Raw genomic sequence first — 21396 nt, forward strand, 5'->3', positions numbered from 1 at the left:
GGAGTATCCCCATGAGCTGCACGAGAGCCGAGCACGCCCCGCCCCCGCCCGCTCGCACACCCAAGGATCCGCCGTGCCTTCCCCGCGCACCAACGCGCCCTCGACCTCCACCGGGTCGGACGCGCTCCTCTACCTCCTGTTCGGCGTCCTCGGCGCCGTCATGGCCTTCGGCTCCCTCGCCTGGCTGACCGGAAATCTCACCAATACCTTTTTCGGGAGCGGTACATGGGCCCCCTTCCGCGTCACGGACGCGCTGCTGCACCCGGACGTGCTGTGGCCGACCTTGAGCACCAGCATGCTGATGGTCGGTGCCCGCGTCGTCCCCGGCTTGTTCACCGTGGCCCTGGTCGTCACCGCTGCGGTGCTGTGGATGCGCTGGCGTTCTGGGTCCAAGTCCGGCCTCGCCCGCAAGGCGGATCTGGCGCCGCTGCTGGACAAGGAGATCGTCGCCAAGGCGAAGAGCCTGCGCCCGAGCCTGGGCGGCCGGGAGAGTAAAAGAGGTCCTGTCCGCTGACCGCGGCATCCTGCTCGGCACCCTCGATCCCGGTCGTGCGGAGGTCCGCGCGTCCTGGGAGGACGTGATCGTCGCGATCATGGCCCCGCGTTCCGGCAAGACGTCCGGGCTGGCGATCCCCGCGATCCTCTCGGCACCGGGCCCGGTCCTACTCACCAGCAACAAAGCCGCGAACGACGCCTTCACCACCACGGTGGACGCCCGCGCCGAGGTCGGCACGATCTGGAACCTCGATCCGCAGCAGATCGCCCATCACCCGCGCGAGCTGTGGTGGGACATCCTCGCTGACGCCCGCGACCTCGCCGGGGCGAAGAGGCTGGCGGGGCACTTCGTCACCGCGAGCGTGGACGAGTCCAGCGGCTCCGACTTCTGGTCCACCGCCGCCAGCAACACCCTCGGCGCCCTCTTCCTTGCCGCCGCGTCCCACCGGCGGCCGATCACCGATGTCCTGGCCTGGCTCGCGATGCCGGCCGACCGCACCCCGGTGGACCTGCTCACCGACGCCGGCCACCATGCGGTCGCCGCCCAGCTCCAGGGCACCGTCTCCGGCGCGACCGAAACCCGCGACGGCATCTATGAGACCGCGAGGCAGTACGCGAGCTGCCTGCTCGACCCGGACGTCGCCGCCTGGGTCACCCCGAACGAGGACCTCCCCGAGTTCCAGCCGTTCGCCTTCGCCACGTCCCACGACACCCTGTACCTGCTCAGCAAGGACGGCGGCGGCAGTGCGTCCGCGATCATCGCGGCGGCGGCCGACGCCGTGATGCGCGCGGCCGTGATCGTCGCCGAGCGCTCCGGCGGGCGACTCGACCCACCCGCCCTGTGCGTCCTCGACGAGGCGGCGAACGTGTGCCGCATCAGCGACCTCCCCGACCTGTACTCGCACCTCGGCAGCCGGGGCGTCATCCCGATGACGATCCTGCAGTCCTACCGTCAGGGCCAGCGGTGCTGGGGCGAGGCCGGTATGGACGCCCTGTACTCCGCCGCCACCATCAAGATCATCGGTTCGGGCATCGACGACGCTGACTTCGCCGACCGGCTCAGCCGTCAGGTCGGCGATCACGACGTCCAGACCACCTCGGTGTCGACCAGCGAGGGCGGCAAGTCCACCTCGGTGAGCATGCGCACCGAGCGGATCCTTCCGCCGGACGCCATCCGCGCCCTGCCCAAGGGCAAGGTTCTGCTGCTGGCCACCGGCATCCGGGTCGCCATGCTCAACCTCAAGCCCTGGTACAAGGAGCCCTCCGCCAAGGTAATCGGCCCGGCTTCCGCTCGCGCCACGAAGGCCATCACCGAGCGTGCCCTCGCGAAGAGCATCGACCAGGACGATCTTGGACTATCGGCATGAGCGCGCCCAGTCCACGACAGGGGCGGTTGGCCCACGCTCCGGTCGTCCTGCGCGGTGGCCAGTGGTGGCTTGACGGCGGGGTCGGCTCGATCCCTGCCTCCGATCCCGCCTTCACCGCCGTCCTGGACGACTTCGCGCTGTCGATGGCCGCTGCCGACCGGGCAGTCGCCAACCTCCATTTCCGGCAGGACGAGGCGACCTCCGTTGATCCCGGCGGCCGGCGGTGAACCCGCTGATGAGTGCCGAGCAGGCGGTCCTCGGCGCCGTGCTCCTCGACCCCGAGCAGCTCACGCACCTGGAGTGGCTCGCTGCGGACCACTTCTATCGGCCCGTCCACCAGGCGCTGTTCGACGCACTGCGCAAGCTGCGCAACGACGGGCATCCCGCGCTCTCGGCCGATAGTCCGTTGCCGCTGTCGTGGGTGACCGACGCGGTCGGGGAGGCCGGACAGCACGTGCGCGGGCTGACCGCGGCGTTCGCCCACACCCTGATCCAGGTGTGCCCCCGAACCGAGCACGCCCCGGTGTACGGACGCATGGTGCTGGAGGGGGCGATTCACCGCACCGTCGCCCAGCACGCGATCCGTCTCCACCAGGCGGCTCGGGCCGACGCCGTCCAGAGCGAGGTCGAGGGAGCGCTGCGTACGGCGGACGTCCTGACCGGCGTACTCACCGACCTTGCACGACGCTGGGGAACCGACCCTCGACCGGTCCCACCCACCGCTGGACCCTCTGCCGCCACGGACATCACGCCTCCGGAACAGAGCGGCCAGGTCGCCGAGGACGAGCGGTTCCTCCTGGCCGTCCTCGCCGAACAGCCCGGGGCCATGGCCGAGGTGGTGGCCTGGCTGCGGCCGCGAGACTTCGCCGACCCGACCCACGGGCAGCTCTACCGGTGCCTGGGCGCGCTGCACCACCGGGGCGAACCCATCGACCGGATCACCCTGCTCTGGGAGGCCCAGCGACGCGGTCTGCTGGCCGACGGCACTGTGTCGAGCGAGCAGCTGACCGCCCTCTGCGATGGCATGGCCCCCGGCAGCGCTGACTGGTTCGGGAGGCGGGTGATGCGCTCCTCCGTCACCCGCACCGCCGCCGCCTCCGCGCGAGCCATCCGGACCCTGGCCCAGGACGAGGTACTGGGGCCCGGTCGGCTGATCAACCACGCCCTGCACGCGCTCGGTCCGCTCGTCGAGGCACGTACCCGCTGGGCCACCGCGAACAGCAGTCCAGCTCCGAAGGCCACGCCATCCGCTCCGCCGGCGGCCGAGCCGCCGCCCGACCGAGTGAAGGCCGCCCGCGCCCGCAGCACACCCCGCCCAGGCGCGTCACACCCAGCCCCGGCCAGCCGTCTCCCCACGCTGTCAGCAACCCGACCACCCTCGCGCGGCCACCCGTGAGAGCCCCGCCCCACCAGCCCTCTTCTGCCTCTGGAACTCGCCTTGATCTTCCCCACCTCCTCATCCGCGCCGGACCTGCGCGGCACGGACCCGAGTCTCGACGCCCCGTTGCGCTCTCCGTTGATCGGGTCTCTCTGCTCGGGGTACGGCGGCCTTGACCTGGGCGTGCAGTCCGCGCTCGGCGGCACGCTGGCCTGGCATGCCGAGGTCGACCCGAACGCCTCACGCATCCTGGCCCGCCACTGGCCCAGCGTCCCGAACCTGGGCGATATCACCGCCGTCGACTGGACCACCGTCCCCCGGGTGTGCGTCCTGACGGCCGGCTTCCCCTGTCAAAGACGTCTCCGTTGCCGGCCGCCGGGCCGGACTCAACGCCCAGACCCGCTCCGGGCTCTGGCTGCACGTCGCCCGTGCGGTCGATGCCCTCCGACCCTGCCTGGTTGTGATCGAGAATGTGCGCGGCCTCCTCACCTCCCCCGCCGGTTCCCCTGGCGACGTGGCACCCTGCCCGTGGTGTCTGGGAGACACCGCAGGTCAGCCTGCTCTGCGGGCACTCGGTGCCGTACTCGGATCCCTGGCCGACATCGGGTACGACGCGAAGTGGCTCGTGCTTCGCGCCTCCGACGTCGGGGCCCCACACCGCCGCGAGCGGACCTTCCTCGCCGCATGGCCCGCCGGGCACCCTGCTCAAGACGCCGACCAGCAACATCGGGAAGAACGGCGGCTCGCAGCATCCGTCGAAGCGGAAAAGCGGGGGGCACGGTCCGAACCTGGCCGACGAGGTCGAGTGGCTGCTGCCGACCCCGAAGGCGTCGGACGGAACCAAGGGCTCGCCGAACCAGCGGCACGGCAATGGCGACATGACCCTGCCCAGTGCCGCGGCGTCGCTGTTGCCCACGCCGCGCGCCAGCATCACGGGCACCCCGGGCCGCCGACCCGGGAAGGTATGGCGGCCTCCCTTGGCGGCGGTGGTCCTGCCCCTCTGGGCGGAGGAGACGCCCGAGGCGGGGGCGCGGACAGGCGATGGGGAGCGTACGGATCCGCCATCACCCGATGGGAGAGCCTCACCCGTCCGGCCCCAGCTCCCACGGACGCGGCCGGTCGACTCCGCGCGGACTTCGTGGAGTGGATGCAGGGCCTCGACGCAGGCTGGGTCACCGCGACTCCAGGGCTCGGCCGTCCAGCGCAGCTCACTGCGCTCGGTAACGGCGTCGTCCCACAACAGGCTGCGAGCGCCTTGCAGTTGCTGGCCCCGCCCTTTCCCCGCTGCCCCCGCTGCCCCCGCTGCCCCCGCTGCACCGACCGGTAGCGCTCCCCTACCGCGTTCTTCCGGCCGGACCAAACCGCTGATTCTCCGGATCCTCTCGGGCATGTCGCCGTCTCACAGATGGAGCACACCCCCATGGCCGACACCAGCCCGACCTCCCCCGGCCCCGAGCCGTACCGCGTCCCCGACGCAGACCTCGACGACCTCGCCAGCACCCTCGCCAAGACCATGGCCGAGGTCAGGCAGCACGGCGTCATCCTTGACCGCCTCGGCTCCGAGCCGGAACCCGTCGCCATCCAGCCGCCGGACGGCGCTCCGGAAGCCGAGGCGGCTGACGGCAAGAAGGCCGACGGCCCCGCTTCGGTGTTCATCCTCGCCCTGGGCGGCAAGGAATATGCCGTCGAACTCGCTGCCCTCAGCGACTGGGTGAACTACCTCTTCCTACCGGTGTACGGCCGGGAGATCAGCACGAGCCGCCCCTGGTGCGCGCACTGGCACGAACACCCCGAGGCCGTCGCCCGGCTCCACGCACTCTGGCTCGCCTGGCAGCAGTTCACCGACACGGAGGCCGGCCTGTCCGGCCCGTCGACCTGGCACCGCGACCACCTGGACCAGACCTTGGCGCACCTGCGTGCACCCGACGGACCCTTCGCGGCCTGCACGACCAGCGCAACTCGCCCCAACCACCGGGTGCTGGCCACCCCGGCGCCCGAGCAGGCGGGGGTGGCAGCGTGATCGACATCCTCGACTTCGACCTCGACGATCTCTCGCCGGTCGACGACGACTCCGAGGAGGCGATGAAGGCTCTCCGGACTGGAGACTTGACGGCGCTGTCTCAGCACCACACCGAGCCCAACGGCTCGCACAGCTTCGTCCTCGCCCACGACCGATCGGTCACCTGGGGGGTACCCGGCGAGCCACAGCTCGTTGCGATCGCGGTCGCTCGGGATCTGCGGCAGTCCACGTTCACGTTCGAGACGAGCCACCACGCCACGGCGTCCTTCGCCCAGAACTGGCTGGCAGAACGCGGCTGCCCCCTCGAAAAGCTCGCACTTCGCGGTGGCGACTTCATGGAGCCCGCCGACGACCTCACCGTCCAGGTGGAACACCAGATCCAGAAGTCGGGCACCCGCTACGAGGTCCTCGAAACCTACACCTCCGACCACGACCCCAGCGAAGCGTGGACACTCGTCAACGACTCCCAGGCCACGCAGGCACCGGTTCGCCTCTTCTACGAGGAGTGGAACCACGATGCCGGCACGTACACGATGCGCGAGGGCGCCTTCCCCGACGTCGGCGTCGCCCAGACCTGGCTGGACGAGCGCAGCGAACCGCTGCCCGAGCCTCCGGAGTACAGCGACCACAACGGTGCTGTCGTCAGGGCCCGCATCGCCCGCATCGCCCTCTCCCGGTCCGCCGGAACCTCTCCGACACCGCAGACCGGTCTCGACGCGCCCCGCACGACAGCGACGGTACCGGTCCAGCGCACGGTCCAGGGAAGGCTGCTGTGAGCCGCGCCCGCTTCGCCTTCGCCGCGCACCCTGACGCCATCGCCGACCTACGGGAACTTCCCGATGAAATTCGCGACTTAGCACTGCTGGAGCTGCAGAACCTGGTCCACGGAAGCGATGACTGCCTGCCGTTGAAGGGCCGTCTCGCCGGCTTCCACAAGGTGTACGTCGACCCGAAGGTCTCCTACCGGCTGGTCATCCAGTTCCGCCAGGCACCACCGACCTCGACTCACAAGCGCGAGATCTACCTCGTAGCCGCTGGCAGCCGGAAGGACTACGCGGTCTACCGCATGGCCCACCTGCGTACCGGCCCCCAGCAAGAGGTCGGGCCGGACTCCGCCACAGAGGCCCGCGTGCAGGCCGCCAGGTCCCGCTCGACACTCACCGCCGAACGGCCGACAGCAGCCCGCACGACTGCCCCACCAACAGCGCCGCCCCCGGCCACCGCTCCCCGAAAGGTCTCCCAGCGATGACCAACGACCGCACCACACTGACCAGTTCAGAGCTGGCGGATCTTCTCACCGATGCCGCTCAGAACGTCGCCGGCATCCCCGCCGCCGAGTACCCCACGGCCGCCGCCCGCTCCTACCTGCACCCCGTCTTGGGCCCGCTAGCCGCTGGGCCCCGCGTGATCACCGGGCTGAACGACCAGTTCGAGGGCTTCATGGCCGCCGAGCCACGCCCCACCGGTTCGGCGGCCCTGTTCGCCCTGGCCTCCTACGCCTCCGCGCTGGGGTGGCTCACCGAGTCGTTCGCCGAGCTGACCGCCTCGGTCGACGAGATCTGCACCCGCGTGGGCATCCCTGCGGGGCCCAGCGCCCCAATCGCCGCCGAGTCCGGCGGAACCAAGCCGGATGACGAGTTCGACTTCGCCTTCAGCGCACTCGAGTTGGAGGCGGTCCGCAACGCAGCCGAGGCCGCCGGCCTCGCGCCGGTCGACTACGTCGAGGTCCTCTCCCAGTCACTGCTCGCCACCGCCCGGATCACCGACGCCTGCATGGAGATCTCCAGCGGTCTGCTCGATGACGCCAATCTCCTCCGCGAAGCGAGCGACCGCCCCCTGCTCGGCGACGATCCCGGGAGCCTGCCCGCTCTGGTCCGCTCCCTGCTCGCCCGGATGGAGGCGACGGAATGAACCCGTACGACGCAGACACACACCCTGGGCCTTATCTCGTCGTCGAAGTGCTCGGTGTCGGGGATGTCAGCGTGCCGGCCCTCGCACATCGTCCGAGGGAGCCGCTGCACCAGGCCGCTACGCACGTCATCGGAGCCGCAGCGACGTTGGACGAGCGACACGAGAGCGTGCTCAACGCGGTCCAACGGGCTCAGCAGCTGCTCGAAGGCACCGGTCGCGGTGAAGCCGGCCGCGCCCAGGTGCCGTACGCGCTGCTGCGGACCGCACTCCCCGAACTCGGAGACGCTCTGGCGCAGCAAGACCGGGCGTACAGCCAGCTCGTCGAGTCCCTGTCCGCCTACCCTCGGCTTCCTTCCTCGCCTGAGCCTGCTCAACGCGCGACCAACAAGAGCCACGGGCCGGGCCAGAAGACGAGGCCCGACCGGGACGACGACTGGGCCGTCGCCGGGGAGCGCGGGCTGGTAGCCCTCGAAGCCGTTGCGGCCGGAGGCGTTCGCTTTCGTCGCAACGCGATCGGCGAGGACCCGCACATCTCGCGGGAGAAGGCCCAGCGGCAGGACCCTGCGGTCTTCCCGCAGACCGTGCAGCGGCTGCTCGCCGACGGGCTACTGCATCAGGACACCACCGAGAACGTATATCGGCCCGGCCAGCTCCTCTCACTCACTTCGCTGGGGGAAGTCGCCCTGCGTGATGGTCGCGCGACGACCTCACGGGTGTCCGCCGCTCTCGGCCGCACCACCACGCAGACCGAGTCAGGCGCGCTCGCCGACTCGGCCGCCGTGCCCGTCGTCAGTACCTCCCTCGCGGTCCCCCGCTCACGCTGACCCCATCCCGACAAGGACCCCACCATGGCTACCCCCGGCCTGCCTCCCGCCTTCTCCATCGCTTCCATCGACGCCCAGCGCGTCGAGGAGGCTCTCGCCCGGATCGGGCCCAAGTGGACCACCTGGACAGCGATGACCCTGGCCCAGGTGAAAGGCTCCATGCGCATCCGCGATGTTGCTGCGCAGCTGCCCTTCGTGAGCGAGCAGTTCGTCGGCAAACGGCTGGCTACGATGCACGCTGACGGACTGGTGATCCGCGATGACGACCGGCGGGGAGCGCCGTACCGACTCAGCGCGCTCGGCGCGTCTCTGGCCCCCGTACTCCGCACGGTGTCGGACTGGTCCCGCACCCACCTGACACAGGAGCCGATGGCCGAAGCCGAACGTGTCGAGGATGCGCTGCGCCGCCTGCACCTTCGGCACTCGACTGCCGTGATTCAGGCTCTCGACTCGGCTGACGGCCCGATGCGGTTCGTTCACATTGCCGAGGCGGCGCACCTGGACAACGGCCTCGCGCGACAGCGACTCCTCCGGCTTCAGGCCGATGAGCTGGTCGCGCGGACGGGCTCCCGACACGGAGACCCTTACGTCCTCACCGATGCCGGCCAAGCGTTGGGGGCCGTCTACGCGAGTGTCGAGCACTGGAGCCAGCCCTTCGCGCTGCGAACTGGAGCAGCGGCACCGCGTCGGGCAGCGGCAGCCACGCGCACCCACGTCGGCATTCCGCTGGAGGCGGGGGCCGACGGCGCCCGGACCGCGGCGGCCGTGCGGCGGAGCGCCGCCGCGTCGAATGTCATGTTCAGCCACGCGCCTCAGCCGCAACCGCGGGTGCCGGCGGCCGTGACCGCTCAGTCGGCACCGGGCCGGGTCCGGTGACGGGAGTGAGAACCAGAGCCCACTCGCCGCCGCCACGGCATGCGCGTGCGCTCCAGCGGCTCCCGCCGCTGCTCACGCGGATCCGTTCCCCTCCTTCGCTTCGGGAGACTCGACCATGCACGCCCCTGATGACCCGAACCGGTACCAAGAGGTGCTGGTCAGCCCCATGTATCTGGCTGGTTCCAACGGGACCGGCGACGCTGGCTTCACGCCCGTCGCCCACTGGCCACACCAGTACCTCGATGAGGGACCCTGCCAGCTCCTCGTAACCTCCCCCGACCAACGGATTCGGATCGGCTGGTTCGGCGACGACTTCGAACTGTGGAAGATCAGCGCAGCCGAGGACGCCTTCTCAGCGCCTCGCTGGACGGCAACGTTCAACCACGTCACCCCGGCCGAGATGGTCGCCGGCCTCACCGCCGCACTGGTCCAGGACTACGGCGAAGCCATCGCTTCCGACACCCCCGGCCGCTTCCTGACAGGGCCAACCGTCCCCTGGAGGGAAACCGTCCGGCCGCTGACCGATGCCGGCTGGAACCATGACGGAGCTGCTGAACTCGGCACCGTCGAGATCATCGCTCCTGACGACCAAGCTGGCATCCTCATCGATCGGCGCGGCTACGGCTCCGACCGCAGGACCGTCGAGCTGTGGGCTGGCCCGCCGGGCTGGGGCACTCGTGCCGAAGCGACCTTCACAGCCCGCACCCCGTCCCACTTGATCGCCGCAACCGCCGCTGTGATGGCGAAGTCGACCCCGGTGGTCCGCGAGCGCCACCAAGTCGACCGGCGGATGCAGCACTTGGTCACCATGACCCCTGTCGCTTCGGCCACGCCGATCGCCGAGGCTCAGGGCCCGCGCGCTCCGACTCCGCTGGACGTACGCCGCACCGCGGTCACCCAGGCCGTACACCGTGCCGCGCGGGCACCACGCACAGCAGCCGACCTCCGGGTGATGGCCGCGCAGAGCCGCTCCGCGGGTGCGGCGCAGAAACGGACGGGACAGCCCGAGACCGCGGCCTCTGCCCGGCTGCCGACCACCTCCCCGGCGCCCCGGCGCGGACGCTGACTCCCACCCGAAGCCGCACTTCAATCGCGACCGTCCCTGCACAATAGGAGTCCCACCATGCCCACCACCACCATGCTCGACCAGGCCACAGCCATGATCGAGAATGCCTGGGGCCAGCCCCTCGAAGCACTTGAGGTCCTCGCGGTCCGCCGCCCCAGCGCGGACCCGCTCCTGCGCTGCGCCATGCACACCCGGACGGCCCTGGCCATCACGGACAACGCGGTAACCGCCCACCAGGACCGTCTTCACGCCCTGTCCCGGCATGGGTACGTGCCGGACTTCTACGAACTGGACCGGATCACCGAAACGGCGATCAGCCTCCGCGTCGCCCACGCGGAGAGCCGTGCGTACCTCCAGGCGATCCGGCGCGTGGTGGAGGCTCGTGAGGCCGCCGCACCCGAAGTTGAGGCACCGGCGGTTCAGCTGGCACAGGCCGCTGTCGCCCGCTCCGGGCAGACGCGGCACGCCCCGGGGGGCGTGCCCGAACCATCCTCTCCGGCGGCTGCCGTCGAGCCGCCGGCGCCCACAACGGGGCCTCGACGTTGAACGTTTAGCTCGGATTCTCGTCGCGGTGGCCCTCTTCGGCCCGCGGGCCCACCGCGCGGGCCAGCTCCTCCATCGTCAGCTCCACTCGCCGGCCTTCGGCAACCCGGCGCTCCACCGTCTCCCCGTCCGGCCACTGGTCGGGCTGTGCGCCGACTCCCCACTGGCCGTCAGCGACCAACGCGATGTCGCCCACGGTCCACGGCCGCCCGGCCGCGCGAATCTTGCGCTCCAACCCAGCGCCGTCCCAGTGTCTGCTCGTCTCGACCATCACTGTCCCCCTTCCTCGCCTGCGGCCCGTCACCGCAACCCACGTAGGACAACCGCGGTGGCCTGTCCATTTCCCGGTCTCCCGTCGCCTGCCGACGGCCCCGAGTTCGCCCACGGCAGACGTCCTTGCCGGGAAACGACTACGCACTTCGGCATGTTGCATGCCAACGTACGGATGTCGGGAAAACCGCAGCTCAACGAAGGGTTCTTCATCAAACCGTGAGCACCTCTGCCACCCTCCTTCCGGCCGTTGTCCGCCCCACGGCGGATGCTCTCCACTGGCTCTCCGCCGACCACGGTGCGGGGCCGGTGCTCGATCTCCTGGACGCACTCGGGTGGACGATCGTCGACACCCCCGAGGCCAACGTCCACGCGACCAGCCCCGACGGCTGTGTCTACGTCGGCTGGCTCCCCGAGGACCCGTCGGCCTGGCAGCGCAACATCGTCTGGCACGTCCGGGTGCGGCCCGCCGATGGCGACGCATGGGTCCAGGAGTTCGGTCTCCACACCCCCTCCGAGGCCGTTGCCGGATTCCTCGCCGCCCTGGTCACCAACTCCTCGTGCTGACTGCCGATCAGGCTCCGCTCATCCATCAACCGACGGCTCGACGACTCCTCTACTCGGGCCGACCAGCCCCGTCGGTGTCCACCGTTCACGGAGACTCCCTTGCCCCAGTACCTGACCGTCGGCCACCTGCTCCGCCAGCTTCAGGGGCTCGACCCCAACCTGCCGGTCCGTCTCGCCGTCAATCCCGACTTCCCCTTCGCCCACTTCGTGGGAGCCGAGATCGTCGTCCGCGACGGCAAGGCGTACATCGCCGACGACGGTCAGGAGGACTACCTCCCGGTGGGGGCGCGCGATGCCCTCACCTGGGCTTGATCGCTTCCCTACCACCACGGAGGCTTCCATCTCGTCCCTCTCGCGCCCCGCGCCTCGTCTCGCGCTGCACGATGTCGCCGTGCGCCCCATGCCGTACGGCGTGCACGGCGCGCTTCTCCAGCGCATCTCCACCCGCCCCGACGGCCCCCTCGACATCACCTGGCTCGCTGCCGAAACTCCTCAACTTCCCCTCGGGCGAATCCGACTGCGCTGGGAGCCCGCCTCGCGCAGCGGCTGGGACGTAACAACGTACCTGGGGCTGACCACTGCCGAGGTGCTCCTCGGTTCCTGGCCCGCCGCCCCGGACGACTGGCCGCGCCTAGTCCGTCCGACCCTGTACGAGGTGACCGGCCTGTGCGCCGCCCTCTCTTTCGCGACCGACGCCCTCGACCTCTCCAACCGGCTCTCCGGAGTCTGACCGAGGACCGCCGAAGGCTCCTGCACGCGGCGGTCAACGGCTGGTACGAGGGACGCGTCCAGGGTGAGGACGAATGCCCGGGGTGCGACTTCCGGGGTGGGCTGGCGAAGGACAGCGCACGCGGCTGACCCTCAACTGCGCGCCGAGGGGCGCCACCGATACGCCGGTGGCGCTCCTCGGCGTTCCGTCTGGTGCCCGCCTACTCCAGGTAGATGCCGGCGAATACGCCGTCGAACCCGAGCGCGGCCAAGCCCGCCTCGACACTCGGGTAGGTCGTCCCGAGCGGGCCGCCGACCAGGGCGTCGAAGTCGGCGCGGCTGATCTCGGGCTCGAGCCACTGGTTGCCGCACCGGCAGCGGACCCAGACGTTGCGCCCGTGGTTGATGAGCAGCCAGTCGCGTCGGGCACGGCAGGCGGAGCACATCACGGGGATGCCCCCGAGGGCGAGTTCGCGTGAGTGGCCGACGCAGCGAATCGCCCCGGGTCCGTCGGCCGGCCGCGTCTCGGCCTGGAGCTGCAGCAGGGGGTCGGTACCAGTGGGGAGGACGGGCAGCGCGGCCGGCTCCGTGGTGCGGGTGGTGGTTCTGAGCACGAGCGTCATCTCCCGGTTGTCGGTCCTGTCTTCATCCGTAACAGCCGGTGGAACCGGCTGTCCATACATTTCGCAGCGTCCGCTCGGTCGGTGGCCGGCTGCCGGTTCGACCTGGTCAGCGACGTGGCGAGTGGCGGTTGGGGTCTTGGTTGGTCCCGAGCGGCGCGGTTGCCGTCGCGTTCCGTTCATCGGTGCGGCTGCTCGGCGTGTTGGCATGGCGCGTGGCGGCCTGCCAGCGGCGCGCAGCGTCACCTGGGTGTGCCGGGAGCTGGGCGATGCGCCGCAGGCGCCAGACCAGGACGTCGCTCACGTCATCGGCACTTTCGAGTCCGCGCATGTCGATGGCCTGGCGCAGGAGGGCTTCGGAGTCGTGGCCCGCCCGCTCGGCCTGGGCGAGGGTGGCGACCAAGGCGTCGGCCCTCGCTTCCATGCCCCCTGCCCGTACGACCTTCTCCGGCAGGACGGCGCGAAGGGTGGCTTCGTGCGTGCGGCGCTGGGCTTCTGGAAGGGCCCGACCTTGGTCGTGCAGCACTCGCATCGGCGTGGCGGCGGCCTGCCGGTAGGCGGTGCGCAGGTGCGCGGCGGCTTGTCGGGAGGCGTGGGCCTGCTGAGCGTGTCCGCGCGCGGAGTGCCAGCGGGCGGCGGCGAGGGTGACCAGGACGAGGGCGGAGACGAGCATGGCGGTGGTGCCGCCGTCCTCGCCTCGGCCGAGCGCCCCGCCGGCCTGGACGATGCCCCGGGCGGCTGAGCGGAGGGCTCGGGTATCGGCGCGTTCGGCGCGGACGTGGCTGCGGGTCGCCCGCTCGAAGGCGCGAGCTGCGGCGGCCAGCTCGGCGCGGGTGGTGGCCGGTGAGGTATGGGCCACCGCGTCGAGGAGTTCTCCGACGCCGACGAGCTGAGCGGCGGACTCGCCGTCCTCGTCGCGTTCCAGGAGCGCGGCCGAGCGCTCGGCGATGACGGTGGCGTTGCGTCGTTGACGGGCGGGCGGTGACCAGTTCGTCCGGTCAGCGCCGACCGCGGGCGCGCTCGGCTCGGCGGCCCCGTCGGTGAGACGTAGGCGGATCTTCGGAAGGGAGAGGTCGGGGGCCAGTTTGGAGCCGGGGTACCAGACCGGGTCTCCGTCGCGGTTTCGGTCGCCGGGCAGGGCCACGTTGTAGCCGAGCGCGTCACCGGACGGAGCGTGCCGCAGCTTCACCCGCAACCCCGCCTCTCGGAGCCGCGTGAAGAACTCCTCTTCCGAATCCGCTCCCGCCACGGCTCGACGAACGGCCTCACGGAGCGTCTCGCGCGAGGTCTCCGGGCGGCCGGTGCGCTCGGCCTTGAACTTCTCGGCGCTGCTGGGGTTCTTCGCTGCGGTTCCGTCGCCCGCGTTCAGGCGCCGCAAGCCCATCTCCTTCTCGATGCGTCGGCATTCGGCCTGGGCCTTGTTGAAGTCGTAGTTCAGGCGCGGGTTGCGCAGGTCACCGCGTACGAGGGTGGCGACGATGTGGATGTGGTCCTCCGCGTGGCGGACGGCGATCCACCGGCAGCCGTCGGGGTCTCCGGCCGGGGCGATGCCGGTGGCGTGGACGATGCGCTGGGCGACGGCGTTCCACTCCTCGTCGTCCAGCCGCCGGTCCCCGGGGGCGGTGCGCACCGAGCAGTGCCAGACGTGCTTGGCGGGCGCGCGGTCGCCGGCCTGCTTGACCCGCAGGTCCAGGGCGGCGGTGAGCCGGGCGAGAGTGACCTTCGGGTCGGGGTCGAGTCCGGTGTCACGGCCGGGGTCGGGGGCGAAGCCGTCCCAGGAGCCGACGAGGTGTGCGTCGGTGTGCTCCTCGCGCCGTCCGGGGCCGTACAGGTAGATGAGGAGGCCGTGGGTGCGGGAACCGCGTCCGATGTCGGGCACCATCACAGCCGCCGGGTCACCAGCTCGTTCGCCGCGTCATCGACGCGGGCGAGAAGTCCGGTCAGCGCGCCCAGCGCGTGTTCGAGTTCACCGGCGCGCGGCTGGCCACCGCTGTTGAGGACGAAGGCGATCTGGTTGATGTTGTTGCCGATCCGGGCCAGCGCGGTGCGCAGGGCGGCGAGTTCGTCGATGGCGGTGTCGAGCTGGTCATTGCTGTGCACGGCGGCGTGTCCGCGAGCGGCGCTCAGGCCGACGGTGGCGAGGAAGCGGGCGACGGTGACGCCGCGCTGGGTGGCGGCGTCGGTGATCTCGGCCTTCTCGGTGTCGGAGAGGCGGGTGGTCGTCTTGCGGGCGCGCTCGCTTGGGTTGCGGCTGCGGCGGCGCGGGATGCGGTCGGGGAAGGTGGGCATGCTCGGGCTCGGCTGCTCGCGGTGGTCGTCGCGGTCGGCTTCTCCCCCCGTGACCGGCGCCCCCTGGTGCCGGTTGCCCGGCTGGTCCCCGTGCGCCCTCGCTCGGGGACCAGCCGGGCTTCCCCCGCCCCCCTGGGCGGGGGCAAGTGCGTACGTCGGGCCGTAGGACCGTCGTACGCGATAGCTTGCTCCGCCAGGAGCCGTGGTGGGGTCACGCTGCTGTCCAGCGGAGGTGGCCACCGGGTCGTTGGTGTTCACCGGCTCGTCTCCGGGTCCTGCTGCTGGATTTCGCGGACGAGTTCCTCGATCCAGTCCATGGCCAGGACGGGGTGGTGCAGGGTCCAGGGCCGGTCGTGCTGCTCGCGTTGCACGATCCAGGTGGTGTCGGGGCCGGACTGGGCGCGGTGGAGGTGTCCGTGCTGGTGCAGGACGGTCAGCCAGGAGTCGACTTCGGCGGGCGTGGCCGGGTGAGTGCGCATCGGGTGCTCTCCGCTTCTGCTGTGGCGGGGTGTGTCGGTGACATGCGGAGTGGATGACCGGCCGGGGTGACCGGCTCGGTCACCCACTCCGTGGAGGTTCGGTCAGGGCCGGGAGGAGGTGACCGGCTGGCGGTGCTGCTCGCGGAGCTGGGCCATCAGCGCGGTCAGGGTGTCGCTGGACAGCGGGATCTGCTGACCTCGGATCGCCTGGGCGACAACCTTGCGGGTCAATTTGTCCTCGGCCCTGACCGCCGACCGGGCGATCTTCAGCAGCTCCTCGGTGTCCGGGTCGGGCCGCCGAGCACCGGGTGTCCGGGTGGACGGGTCAGTGACCGGCGAGGCGGTGACCGCCGCTGGACTGTCCTTGTCGCCGGTGACCGGTGCGGTGCGGTCGGGGCGGTCAGTGACCGGCCGCGCCTTGCTCGAGTGTCCGGGCAGGTCAGCGGCCGTGTGGGGGTGGCCATGGTCGTCGGTGACCGGCTGGATGCTGTCCGCCGGACTCGTGTCCCCGGCCAGTGACCGGGCGGCGGTCTGCTTGTCCAGGGGCCTCGGCAGCCGGTCGGTCAGGGCGGTGACCGGCTGACCAGCTTTCCCCTGACCGGCCTCCAACTGCTGACCGATCCGGTCATTTCGGGCGACCTCGATGTCGTCGCTCCGGTCGGTGTGAACGGGGTGACCGGGGTTCTCCCGGTCAGTGCTCTTGGCCGGTCCCCGGGCGATGAGGATGTAGAGGTGGACGGCTCCCGCCAGGGCGAGGGGTGCGATGGTGGACAGCACCGCGACCACTACGTCCCCGAGCCGGAGGCCGGTACCGGCGACCGCTTCGTCGTTGAGCCGGACCGCGTGGACCGCGTTGGCCCAGATGCTGGCGGCGGTGGCTGTGCCAAAGAGGGTCCAGACGTAGAACCGGGCGTGCAGGGGGGCGTCGCGCAGGACCAGGAGCGCTCGGATGCCGTACGCGATGAACCCGTCGATCACCAGGGGGAAGAGATAGGTCAGAAAGCCACGGACGTGGATGGCGGTGGCCATCTGCTGGAGGGCGTCGTACGACAGGGCGCATCCCGCACCGCCCAGGGCGATGACGACTGCGCGGTCCCAGCCGGTGACGTGCGCCGTCTTCGGCGTGCTCGCGGTGCTCACGCTGCCGTCCCGAAGTCGTCGCGGCCCAGGCACTCGCTGTCGGTATCGGGGGACGGGGTGTTCGTGGTGGGCTGGTCCAGGTCTCGGTTGCGCTCGGCGCGGCGGATCTCGCGATACCGCTTTTGTGCGTGCTCCTCGGTGATCTTCAGAAGCCAGGCCAGGCGCTGTTCGCTCACACCGTGGTGGTAAGCGGCGTGGATGACCGCGCGGCGCTCGGCCTGGGTGAGGTGCACGTCGCGCCCGGCGATGGTGGCGTTGACCCGGCTGTAGTCGAGGCGGCTGGCGAGCCTCTCGTGCAGCGGACCGCGCTCCTCCTCCGTCAGGCCGCCCCGGATCCCGTCGGTGTCACCCCCTTCGAGAGCGGCGTCCAGGCAGGTGCGGCGGACAGGGCACTGGCCGCACAGCGACTTCGCGGTCGTGATCTTGTCGGTCTCGTCAGGCTCCGGGAAGAAGATGTCCGGGTCCACCGGGTTGTACTCGGTGCTCCGGCAGACGGCCTCGTCCTGCCAGGTCTGGTCGCCGAGTGACCGGTGGCGGGCAGGGCTTGTCCTCGTGGTGGTCATGCGTCGTGCTCCGATCGCTCTCCGCGCGCAGGGGGCGTCGGCGGAGGGGTGCGCTGGGTCATGGGAAGTGCATGGGGCGGCGCGGGAAGGGCGCGGCCTGGCGTGGCGGCCTGCGGCGGATCAGGCCGCGGCGCGGTGGCGTCTGCGGTCGATCTCTTCGAACTCGACCCGGGTGGTCATCTGAGCAAGCCGCGAGGCGACTCGGTCGCCGAGGTAGGCCCGGAGATCGCGGATGCGCAGGTTGGTGGTGATCAGGGTCGGCAGCATGTAGTTGTAGCGGCGGTTGATCAGCCGGTAGGTGATCTCCTCGGTCCAGTCGCTGGCCTTGGCCGCGCCGAGGTCGTCGATGATCAGCAGCGGGCAGCGGCCGACGGCCGCCAGTCCCCGTTCGCTGTCGGCCCCGGGCCGGGGGCGGAGGTCGGCGTACAGGTCGGCGGCGGTGGTCGCACTCCAGCGCACGCCGACCCCACTGCGCATCAGCAGCCGGACCGCGCCGTACGCCTGGTGCGTTTTGCCCGAGCCGACAACTCCGGCCATCAGCAGGCTGGGACCGGTGGTGACCTGCCGCCGGGCGCCCCGGCCTGGGGCGACGGCCGCCTCGGCGACCTCCCGGACCCAGTCCAGGACCTTGGGGTGGTCGGCGACGGCCGTCCGGTAGCGCGGGGGCATTCCGGCCAGCAAGGCGTCCAGCGGGGAGACCGGCTCGGGCTCGTCGGTGAGCGCAGCGACACTGGCCGGGTCGATGTCGCGGGTGGCCAGAATCCGGGACATCCGGTCCAGGATGCCTGCACCGGCGAGGGTCTGCGGTTCGCGGATGCGGGTGCCCATCACAGCTCCTCGGCGTAGGCGGCAGCAGCGTTGGCCGGGTTGGTCCACGCCTGGTGGCCGGGCACGGTAGGCCGGGATCCCGGCCGCGCCAAACCGCCGGAGCGGGCGTTCATCGCCTCGTTGACCATGCTGGTCAGCACGCTCGGGTGCTTCGGGTTGGCCGCGAAGTTCGCCAGCCCGGCCCGGATGGGCTCCGGAGCGATGCCCTCGCCCAAGAGCTTCTTGACGATCCGCCCGAGGTGAGCGATCACGTCGCTGGGCGGGCGCTGGTCGCACGCAGCGACGTACTCGCCGACGAGCTGCTTGGCCGAGACGGTCTCTGCGGGCGCTGTACGCCCCGTAGGGACAGGAGATCCAGGATCCACGATCCTAGATCCAGGCGACGAGCCCTCTCCGAGGCTTCGGGGAAGGTTCGGAGAGCCTTCGTCGAATACCTCTTGACCTGCGCGTTTCAAGTCGAAGCTGCTAGGGATGCCAGCCATGCAGTCGAAGGCGCCCTGCTGGACGGTGGGGGCCGGGTCGGCGTGGCCGCGAGGTGTCGCGGCCGGCTGCGCGGGCAGATCGAGGGTCCGGGGAGCGTTCGGCGAAGCCTCGGCGAGCCCTCGGGTAGGGGTGGGCGACCCCTCGCCCCGCTTGGCGCAGGTTCCCCTGCAGGGACCGCACCGGTCAGCACCGTGGTGCTGCGGGCAAGAGGGCAGGCGGGACTGACTCGGCTTGTCGATCTTCTGGTGCGCGGACCAGGTCACGATGTGGAGGTACCGGCGGCCGTCGCATCCGGTGTAACGGCAGATCAGGCCCGCGTTCGAGAGCTGGTCGAGGTCGTCCTCGACGTGGACCGAGGTGTGCTCGGCACGCAGGGGCCAAAGAAGCCCCGCGATAATCGCGGCGTTGTCACGGTGGCGACCGTGATCGTCGGCCTGGGTGAGCAGCCCGAAGAAGGTTCGCTCTGCCTCGACGCTCACTTCGGCGAGGGACTCGGACGTGAATGCCTCCGGTTTGACGGTTCGTATCCGCGGCACGTCAGCGGCCCCGACCGGCGGCGATCAGGTCGCTGCGAGTAAGGGCCGCATCGGCGAGGTTGAAGGTGTGCGGCCGTGTCCAGTCCGCCTCCGGCCAGACCCGCAAGATCCACCGGGCCGCGACCCTGGTGGTCGGCCGACCCAGCTCCATGGTCGCCCCGGCCTCGTCCTTGACGATGGCGTGGGGGTGGGGCCATGCCTGCTTCGGGTCGTTGAGGCTGACCCGGATGGTGGCCGCTCCCGGAATCATGTCGGCGAGCTGGGTGGCGAGGCGCTGCTGGCGGTCGGTGTCCGGGCAGGCCGGATTGCCGCTCGGCGTGGCGAGCATGCGATACTCCGTTGATTGTAGGAGCGCGGTGCGGCGGTTCTCGTGCAAAAAGCCCCGTCGCCCGCGAGATGTGAATCGGTGCCCCTCGAGGTGCCGGCGCCCGGCGCTTGGGAGTTGGTAGCTCCCGGGCGCCGGTTGTCTTGGCCCCTGTGGTCGTCATGGCCCGTGCGCGTTCATCGCCCCACCCTTCTCGGCCCGTCCCCCGACCGGTGATCGTTTGTTCAGGGACCAGAACCATATGGCGACACCTGGCACCAGTCCACCCCGTTCCCATCGCTCCGACCAGGCATGGAACACTGCACTGGATGGATTCACGGAACAACGTACATCGCAATGGCGCCTCCGCGTCAACCGCAGTGGCGGTGGGTGCAGCGTTGAGCGGCATGGCCACCACTGGAGTGGATAGGATGGCGGTCATGACGAAGGGCTGGAGATGACCGGCAAGAACGAGCGCGCCTTCGCGGAGCTGCTCGACTACCTGTTCCGTGAAGTGCACCCAAAGGGGCGCGGTCCGTACACGTACGCGGAGGTGTCACAGGGCATCCGCGAATCCGCCGGCGTGGCCATCTCCGCAAGCGCCATCCAGCAGCTCCGCACAGGGACCAACACGAACCCGAAGATGCAGACCATCCGGGCATTGGCCGGGTTCTTCGGGGTGAAACCGGGTTACTTCTTCGACGAGGAGGAGGCCGAGAGACAGCGCGCGGAGATCCAGGTGGTTGCCGCCATGCGCGACCAAGGCGTACGCCGAGTCGCCCTACGCGCAAACGGGCTCAGCACGTCGAGCCTGCACATGCTGAACACCGTGATCGACCAGGCCCGACGACTGGAAGGCATGCCAGACGATTCGGACGACTCCGGTCTGCTCGACGACGAGTAATTCCATCCTCGCCCGAACCGTCGGGTGCCCCGATTCCCTGACCGAGTCAGGCACCTTCGGATCTTCGGCGATCCGCCAACAACACGGCCACTCGTAGGCGGTCACTGCGCATGGGCCGCAGAGCTACGAACCGAACAGCAACTTCTCGCCCGCGGTGATAAGGGAGCCTGAGCCGACGCAAGTCACCGTCGGCATGCTCAACCATCTCGCGTCGATTCCAGATTCTCCGAGCGGCCGAAGACCCGGCGAGAATGTCTCGCTCCAGTTGCCGCAGGGCGCCATTCTCGGGATGACGAGAACGCTCGAAGCGAATCTGCCCCAAGTAGGAGCGGGCCCAGTCGTTCTCCCAATTCACGAGCTGCTCCTGCGCTTCCGGGCTGAGAAAGGCCCAACGCATCTGGTTGGCCTGATGGGCAGCCCATGGAAACCAATCCAGGAATGGGCCATTACAGCCGACCACGTTCCACGCAAGATCCGTGGCGAGGGCAGGGTGGGGCGCCTGCTCATCCAGAAAACGCTGAAGCAACTCATCGACTTCCGCCGCCGCTTCAGCTTCCGGCACGGCGGCGAGCGCCGGCGGATGCCCGACGGCCCGCATGTACAGCGCATGGCGTTCTGCACGGCTCAGCCCTAACACCGAAGACAACCGATCGAGGAAGTCAGCGGAATAGTCGGCCTTATTACCCCGTTCCAACGCGCCGTACCAGCGTTCGCTTACACCCGTCAGGCGGGCCACATCACGCTGCGTCAGCCCCTCGCCGCGACGCCCCGCGACCGCCAGACCCGGGATCGCCCGAGGGCTTGTACGGCTTCTCCACGATCGCAGCAGCTCAGGCAAGGACTCGCCGTCGTCGGGCTTGCCCCCCTCGCCCCACCCTCCCTGAGAGTCCATGACCTGAGATTAGGTCCCGTTCGCAAGAGGCGTGCGTCACAACACGCCCTGGGTCCCCGTCAAAAGATCATGGAATGATCATGCAGCGTAGTCAGACATAACGGATAGTCGATTATTCAATCACCCGCCCCGAAGATCGCGTCAGCCCGAAATCACCGGCACCGGCCACAGAAGCCAAGCTCGACAGGTCTTTCTGTTCCGAACCATCCCGCCCCTCTCTCCCCGGATTGAGTCACCTTCCGTAACCGGAACTCTTGGTTCCGGGAAGTGTGAGTTCATCCTTCCTCTTGGCATCCTCTGGCTGTCGCGCACCAGCGAGTTGGTGCACAGTCG

25 protein-coding genes and 3 pseudogenes are annotated in these 21396 nt (G+C 70.2%); 17 read left to right on the forward strand and 11 right to left on the reverse strand.

Annotated elements, in window-relative coordinates; genetic code table 11:
* Window positions 1-73: 73 nt before the first annotated feature.
* The 13 genes and pseudogenes from JFN87_RS01130 to JFN87_RS01185 all read left to right on the forward strand — a co-directional run bounded on the left by JFN87_RS01130 (window position 74) and on the right by JFN87_RS01185 (window position 10483).
* Window positions 74-1862, forward strand: a pseudogene (locus tag JFN87_RS01130) (type IV secretory system conjugative DNA transfer family protein).
* Window positions 1859-2089, forward strand: coding sequence for a hypothetical protein (locus tag JFN87_RS01135; protein WP_209337888.1), 231 nt, complete (start codon window positions 1859-1861; stop codon window positions 2087-2089). The pseudogene JFN87_RS01130 and the gene JFN87_RS01135 overlap by 4 nt, the downstream one beginning before the upstream one ends.
* Entirely contained in the window at window positions 2086-3258 is a 1173-nt protein-coding gene (locus tag JFN87_RS01140) for a DnaB-like helicase N-terminal domain-containing protein (protein WP_209337889.1), read from the forward strand. The genes JFN87_RS01135 and JFN87_RS01140 overlap by 4 nt, the downstream gene beginning before the upstream one ends.
* Window positions 3259-3423: 165 nt before the next feature.
* Window positions 3424-3525 (forward strand): annotated as a pseudogene (locus JFN87_RS34025) (DNA cytosine methyltransferase); the annotation flags it as partial.
* A gap of 121 nt (window positions 3526-3646) precedes the next feature.
* Window positions 3647-4567, forward strand: a pseudogene (locus tag JFN87_RS01145) (DNA cytosine methyltransferase); the annotation flags it as partial.
* Between the two features lie 93 nt (window positions 4568-4660).
* Entirely contained in the window at window positions 4661-5260 is a 600-nt protein-coding gene (locus JFN87_RS01150) for a DUF4913 domain-containing protein (RefSeq protein WP_209337890.1), read from the forward strand.
* A complete protein-coding gene (locus JFN87_RS01155; protein WP_209337891.1) occupies window positions 5257-6036 on the forward strand; it encodes a glycosyl hydrolase in 780 nt (259 codons plus the stop codon). Before JFN87_RS01150 ends, JFN87_RS01155 begins: the two co-directional genes overlap by 4 nt.
* Window positions 6033-6509, forward strand: a complete 477-nt coding sequence (locus JFN87_RS01160) for a hypothetical protein (protein ID WP_209337892.1) — start codon at window positions 6033-6035, stop codon at window positions 6507-6509. Before JFN87_RS01155 ends, JFN87_RS01160 begins: the two co-directional genes overlap by 4 nt.
* Window positions 6506-7171 (forward strand): hypothetical protein, encoded by a 666-nt coding sequence (locus JFN87_RS01165; RefSeq protein WP_209337893.1) that lies wholly within the window; start codon window positions 6506-6508, stop codon window positions 7169-7171. Before JFN87_RS01160 ends, JFN87_RS01165 begins: the two co-directional genes overlap by 4 nt.
* Before the next feature lie 146 nt (window positions 7172-7317).
* The gene (locus tag JFN87_RS01170; RefSeq protein WP_245178543.1) at window positions 7318-7995 is read left to right on the forward strand and encodes a large ATP-binding protein; all 678 of its coding nucleotides are present in this window, start codon (window positions 7318-7320) and stop codon (window positions 7993-7995) included.
* A 24-nt stretch (window positions 7996-8019) separates the two neighbouring features.
* Window positions 8020-8871, forward strand: coding sequence for a winged helix-turn-helix transcriptional regulator (locus JFN87_RS01175; protein ID WP_209337895.1), 852 nt, complete (start codon window positions 8020-8022; stop codon window positions 8869-8871).
* A gap of 115 nt (window positions 8872-8986) precedes the next feature.
* On the forward strand, window positions 8987-9937 hold the full coding sequence (locus JFN87_RS01180) for an SPDY domain-containing protein (protein ID WP_209337896.1): 951 nt from the start codon (window positions 8987-8989) through the stop codon (window positions 9935-9937).
* Window positions 9938-9994: 57 nt separating this feature from the next.
* Window positions 9995-10483 carry a hypothetical protein gene (locus JFN87_RS01185; RefSeq protein WP_209337897.1) on the forward strand — a complete coding sequence of 163 codons (489 nt, stop codon included), beginning with the start codon at window positions 9995-9997 and terminating at the stop codon, window positions 10481-10483.
* A 4-nt stretch (window positions 10484-10487) separates the two neighbouring features.
* Here JFN87_RS01185 and JFN87_RS01190 read toward each other — a convergent pair whose 3' ends face one another.
* Window positions 10488-10751 carry a hypothetical protein gene (locus tag JFN87_RS01190; protein ID WP_209337898.1) on the reverse strand — a complete coding sequence of 88 codons (264 nt, stop codon included), beginning with the start codon at window positions 10749-10751 and terminating at the stop codon, window positions 10488-10490.
* A 218-nt stretch (window positions 10752-10969) separates the two neighbouring features.
* On the opposite strand from JFN87_RS01190, the gene JFN87_RS01195 reads away from it, so the two are divergent.
* The 3 genes from JFN87_RS01195 (at window position 10970) to JFN87_RS01205 (ending at window position 12047) form a co-directional block, all read left to right on the forward strand.
* Complete coding sequence (locus JFN87_RS01195; RefSeq protein ID WP_209337899.1) at window positions 10970-11317, forward strand: SPDY domain-containing protein; 348 nt, start codon at window positions 10970-10972, stop codon at window positions 11315-11317.
* Between the two features lie 99 nt (window positions 11318-11416).
* Complete coding sequence (locus JFN87_RS01200) at window positions 11417-11629, forward strand: hypothetical protein (RefSeq protein WP_209337900.1); 213 nt, start codon at window positions 11417-11419, stop codon at window positions 11627-11629.
* Window positions 11630-11717: 88 nt separating this feature from the next.
* Complete coding sequence (locus JFN87_RS01205; RefSeq protein ID WP_209337940.1) at window positions 11718-12047, forward strand: esterase; 330 nt, start codon at window positions 11718-11720, stop codon at window positions 12045-12047.
* 199 nt (window positions 12048-12246) lie between these two features.
* On the opposite strand, the gene JFN87_RS01210 is transcribed toward JFN87_RS01205, so the two are convergent.
* The 9 genes from JFN87_RS01210 to JFN87_RS01250 all read right to left on the reverse strand — a co-directional run bounded on the left by JFN87_RS01210 (window position 12247) and on the right by JFN87_RS01250 (window position 19291).
* Entirely contained in the window at window positions 12247-12648 is a 402-nt protein-coding gene (locus tag JFN87_RS01210; RefSeq protein WP_209337901.1) for a hypothetical protein, read from the reverse strand.
* 106 nt (window positions 12649-12754) lie between these two features.
* The gene (locus JFN87_RS01215) at window positions 12755-14527 is read right to left on the reverse strand and encodes a relaxase/mobilization nuclease domain-containing protein (RefSeq protein WP_209337902.1); all 1773 of its coding nucleotides are present in this window, start codon (window positions 14525-14527) and stop codon (window positions 12755-12757) included.
* Complete coding sequence (locus tag JFN87_RS33375) at window positions 14527-14934, reverse strand: plasmid mobilization protein (protein WP_245178545.1); 408 nt, start codon at window positions 14932-14934, stop codon at window positions 14527-14529. Before JFN87_RS33375 ends, JFN87_RS01215 begins: the two co-directional genes overlap by 1 nt.
* A 254-nt stretch (window positions 14935-15188) precedes the next feature.
* Window positions 15189-15413 carry a hypothetical protein gene (locus JFN87_RS01225; RefSeq protein WP_003972986.1) on the reverse strand — a complete coding sequence of 75 codons (225 nt, stop codon included), beginning with the start codon at window positions 15411-15413 and terminating at the stop codon, window positions 15189-15191.
* A gap of 102 nt (window positions 15414-15515) precedes the next feature.
* Entirely contained in the window at window positions 15516-16553 is a 1038-nt protein-coding gene (locus tag JFN87_RS01230) for a DUF2637 domain-containing protein (protein ID WP_209337904.1), read from the reverse strand.
* Entirely contained in the window at window positions 16550-17116 is a 567-nt protein-coding gene (locus JFN87_RS01235; protein WP_209337905.1) for a WhiB family transcriptional regulator, read from the reverse strand. The genes JFN87_RS01230 and JFN87_RS01235 overlap by 4 nt, the downstream gene beginning before the upstream one ends.
* 120 nt (window positions 17117-17236) lie before the next feature.
* A complete protein-coding gene (locus JFN87_RS01240) occupies window positions 17237-17944 on the reverse strand; it encodes an ATP-binding protein (RefSeq protein ID WP_209337906.1) in 708 nt (235 codons plus the stop codon).
* Complete coding sequence (locus JFN87_RS01245; RefSeq protein ID WP_209337907.1) at window positions 17944-18963, reverse strand: hypothetical protein; 1020 nt, start codon at window positions 18961-18963, stop codon at window positions 17944-17946. Before JFN87_RS01245 ends, JFN87_RS01240 begins: the two co-directional genes overlap by 1 nt.
* A 1-nt stretch (window position 18964) precedes the next feature.
* Entirely contained in the window at window positions 18965-19291 is a 327-nt protein-coding gene (locus JFN87_RS01250; protein WP_209337908.1) for a transcriptional regulator, read from the reverse strand.
* A 433-nt stretch (window positions 19292-19724) separates the two neighbouring features.
* Between JFN87_RS01250 and JFN87_RS01255 the strand changes: the two genes are divergently transcribed.
* A complete protein-coding gene (locus JFN87_RS01255; protein ID WP_209337909.1) occupies window positions 19725-20171 on the forward strand; it encodes a Secondary metabolite protein in 447 nt (148 codons plus the stop codon).
* 46 nt (window positions 20172-20217) lie between these two features.
* On the opposite strand, the gene JFN87_RS01260 is transcribed toward JFN87_RS01255, so the two are convergent.
* Window positions 20218-21063: an MmyB family transcriptional regulator gene (locus JFN87_RS01260; protein ID WP_209337910.1), complete on the reverse strand. Its 846-nt coding sequence runs from the start codon at window positions 21061-21063 to the stop codon at window positions 20218-20220.
* Window positions 21064-21396 lie beyond the last annotated feature (333 nt).

Source organism: Streptomyces montanisoli, assembly GCF_017813245.1.
Classification (GTDB): domain Bacteria; phylum Actinomycetota; class Actinomycetes; order Streptomycetales; family Streptomycetaceae; genus Streptomyces; species Streptomyces montanisoli.

Bases quoted from the DNA above. Each gene is read 5' to 3' on its own strand.
- JFN87_RS01225 (WP_003972986.1), bottom strand. From the start codon at position 15,413: ATGCGCACTCACCCGGCCACGCCCGCCGAAGTCGACTCCTGGCTGACC.
- JFN87_RS01185 (WP_209337897.1), top strand. From the start codon at position 9,995: ATGCCCACCACCACCATGCTCGACCAGGCCACAGCCATGATCGAGAAT.
- JFN87_RS01175 (WP_209337895.1), top strand. From the start codon at position 8,020: ATGGCTACCCCCGGCCTGCCTCCCGCCTTCTCCATCGCTTCCATCGAC.
- JFN87_RS01250 (WP_209337908.1), bottom strand. From the start codon at position 19,291: ATGCTCGCCACGCCGAGCGGCAATCCGGCCTGCCCGGACACCGACCGC.
- JFN87_RS01150 (WP_209337890.1), top strand. From the start codon at position 4,661: ATGGCCGACACCAGCCCGACCTCCCCCGGCCCCGAGCCGTACCGCGTC.
- JFN87_RS01205 (WP_209337940.1), top strand. From the start codon at position 11,718: ATGCCGTACGGCGTGCACGGCGCGCTTCTCCAGCGCATCTCCACCCGC.
- JFN87_RS01215 (WP_209337902.1), bottom strand. From the start codon at position 14,527: ATGGTGCCCGACATCGGACGCGGTTCCCGCACCCACGGCCTCCTCATC.
- JFN87_RS01180 (WP_209337896.1), top strand. From the start codon at position 8,987: ATGCACGCCCCTGATGACCCGAACCGGTACCAAGAGGTGCTGGTCAGC.
- JFN87_RS01210 (WP_209337901.1), bottom strand. From the start codon at position 12,648: ATGACGCTCGTGCTCAGAACCACCACCCGCACCACGGAGCCGGCCGCG.
- JFN87_RS01135 (WP_209337888.1), top strand. From the start codon at position 1,859: ATGAGCGCGCCCAGTCCACGACAGGGGCGGTTGGCCCACGCTCCGGTC.
- JFN87_RS01235 (WP_209337905.1), bottom strand. From the start codon at position 17,116: ATGACCACCACGAGGACAAGCCCTGCCCGCCACCGGTCACTCGGCGAC.
- JFN87_RS01255 (WP_209337909.1), top strand. From the start codon at position 19,725: ATGACCGGCAAGAACGAGCGCGCCTTCGCGGAGCTGCTCGACTACCTG.
- JFN87_RS01165 (WP_209337893.1), top strand. From the start codon at position 6,506: ATGACCAACGACCGCACCACACTGACCAGTTCAGAGCTGGCGGATCTT.
- JFN87_RS33375 (WP_245178545.1), bottom strand. From the start codon at position 14,934: ATGCCCACCTTCCCCGACCGCATCCCGCGCCGCCGCAGCCGCAACCCA.
- JFN87_RS01190 (WP_209337898.1), bottom strand. From the start codon at position 10,751: ATGGTCGAGACGAGCAGACACTGGGACGGCGCTGGGTTGGAGCGCAAG.
- JFN87_RS01240 (WP_209337906.1), bottom strand. From the start codon at position 17,944: ATGGGCACCCGCATCCGCGAACCGCAGACCCTCGCCGGTGCAGGCATC.
- JFN87_RS01260 (WP_209337910.1), bottom strand. From the start codon at position 21,063: ATGGACTCTCAGGGAGGGTGGGGCGAGGGGGGCAAGCCCGACGACGGC.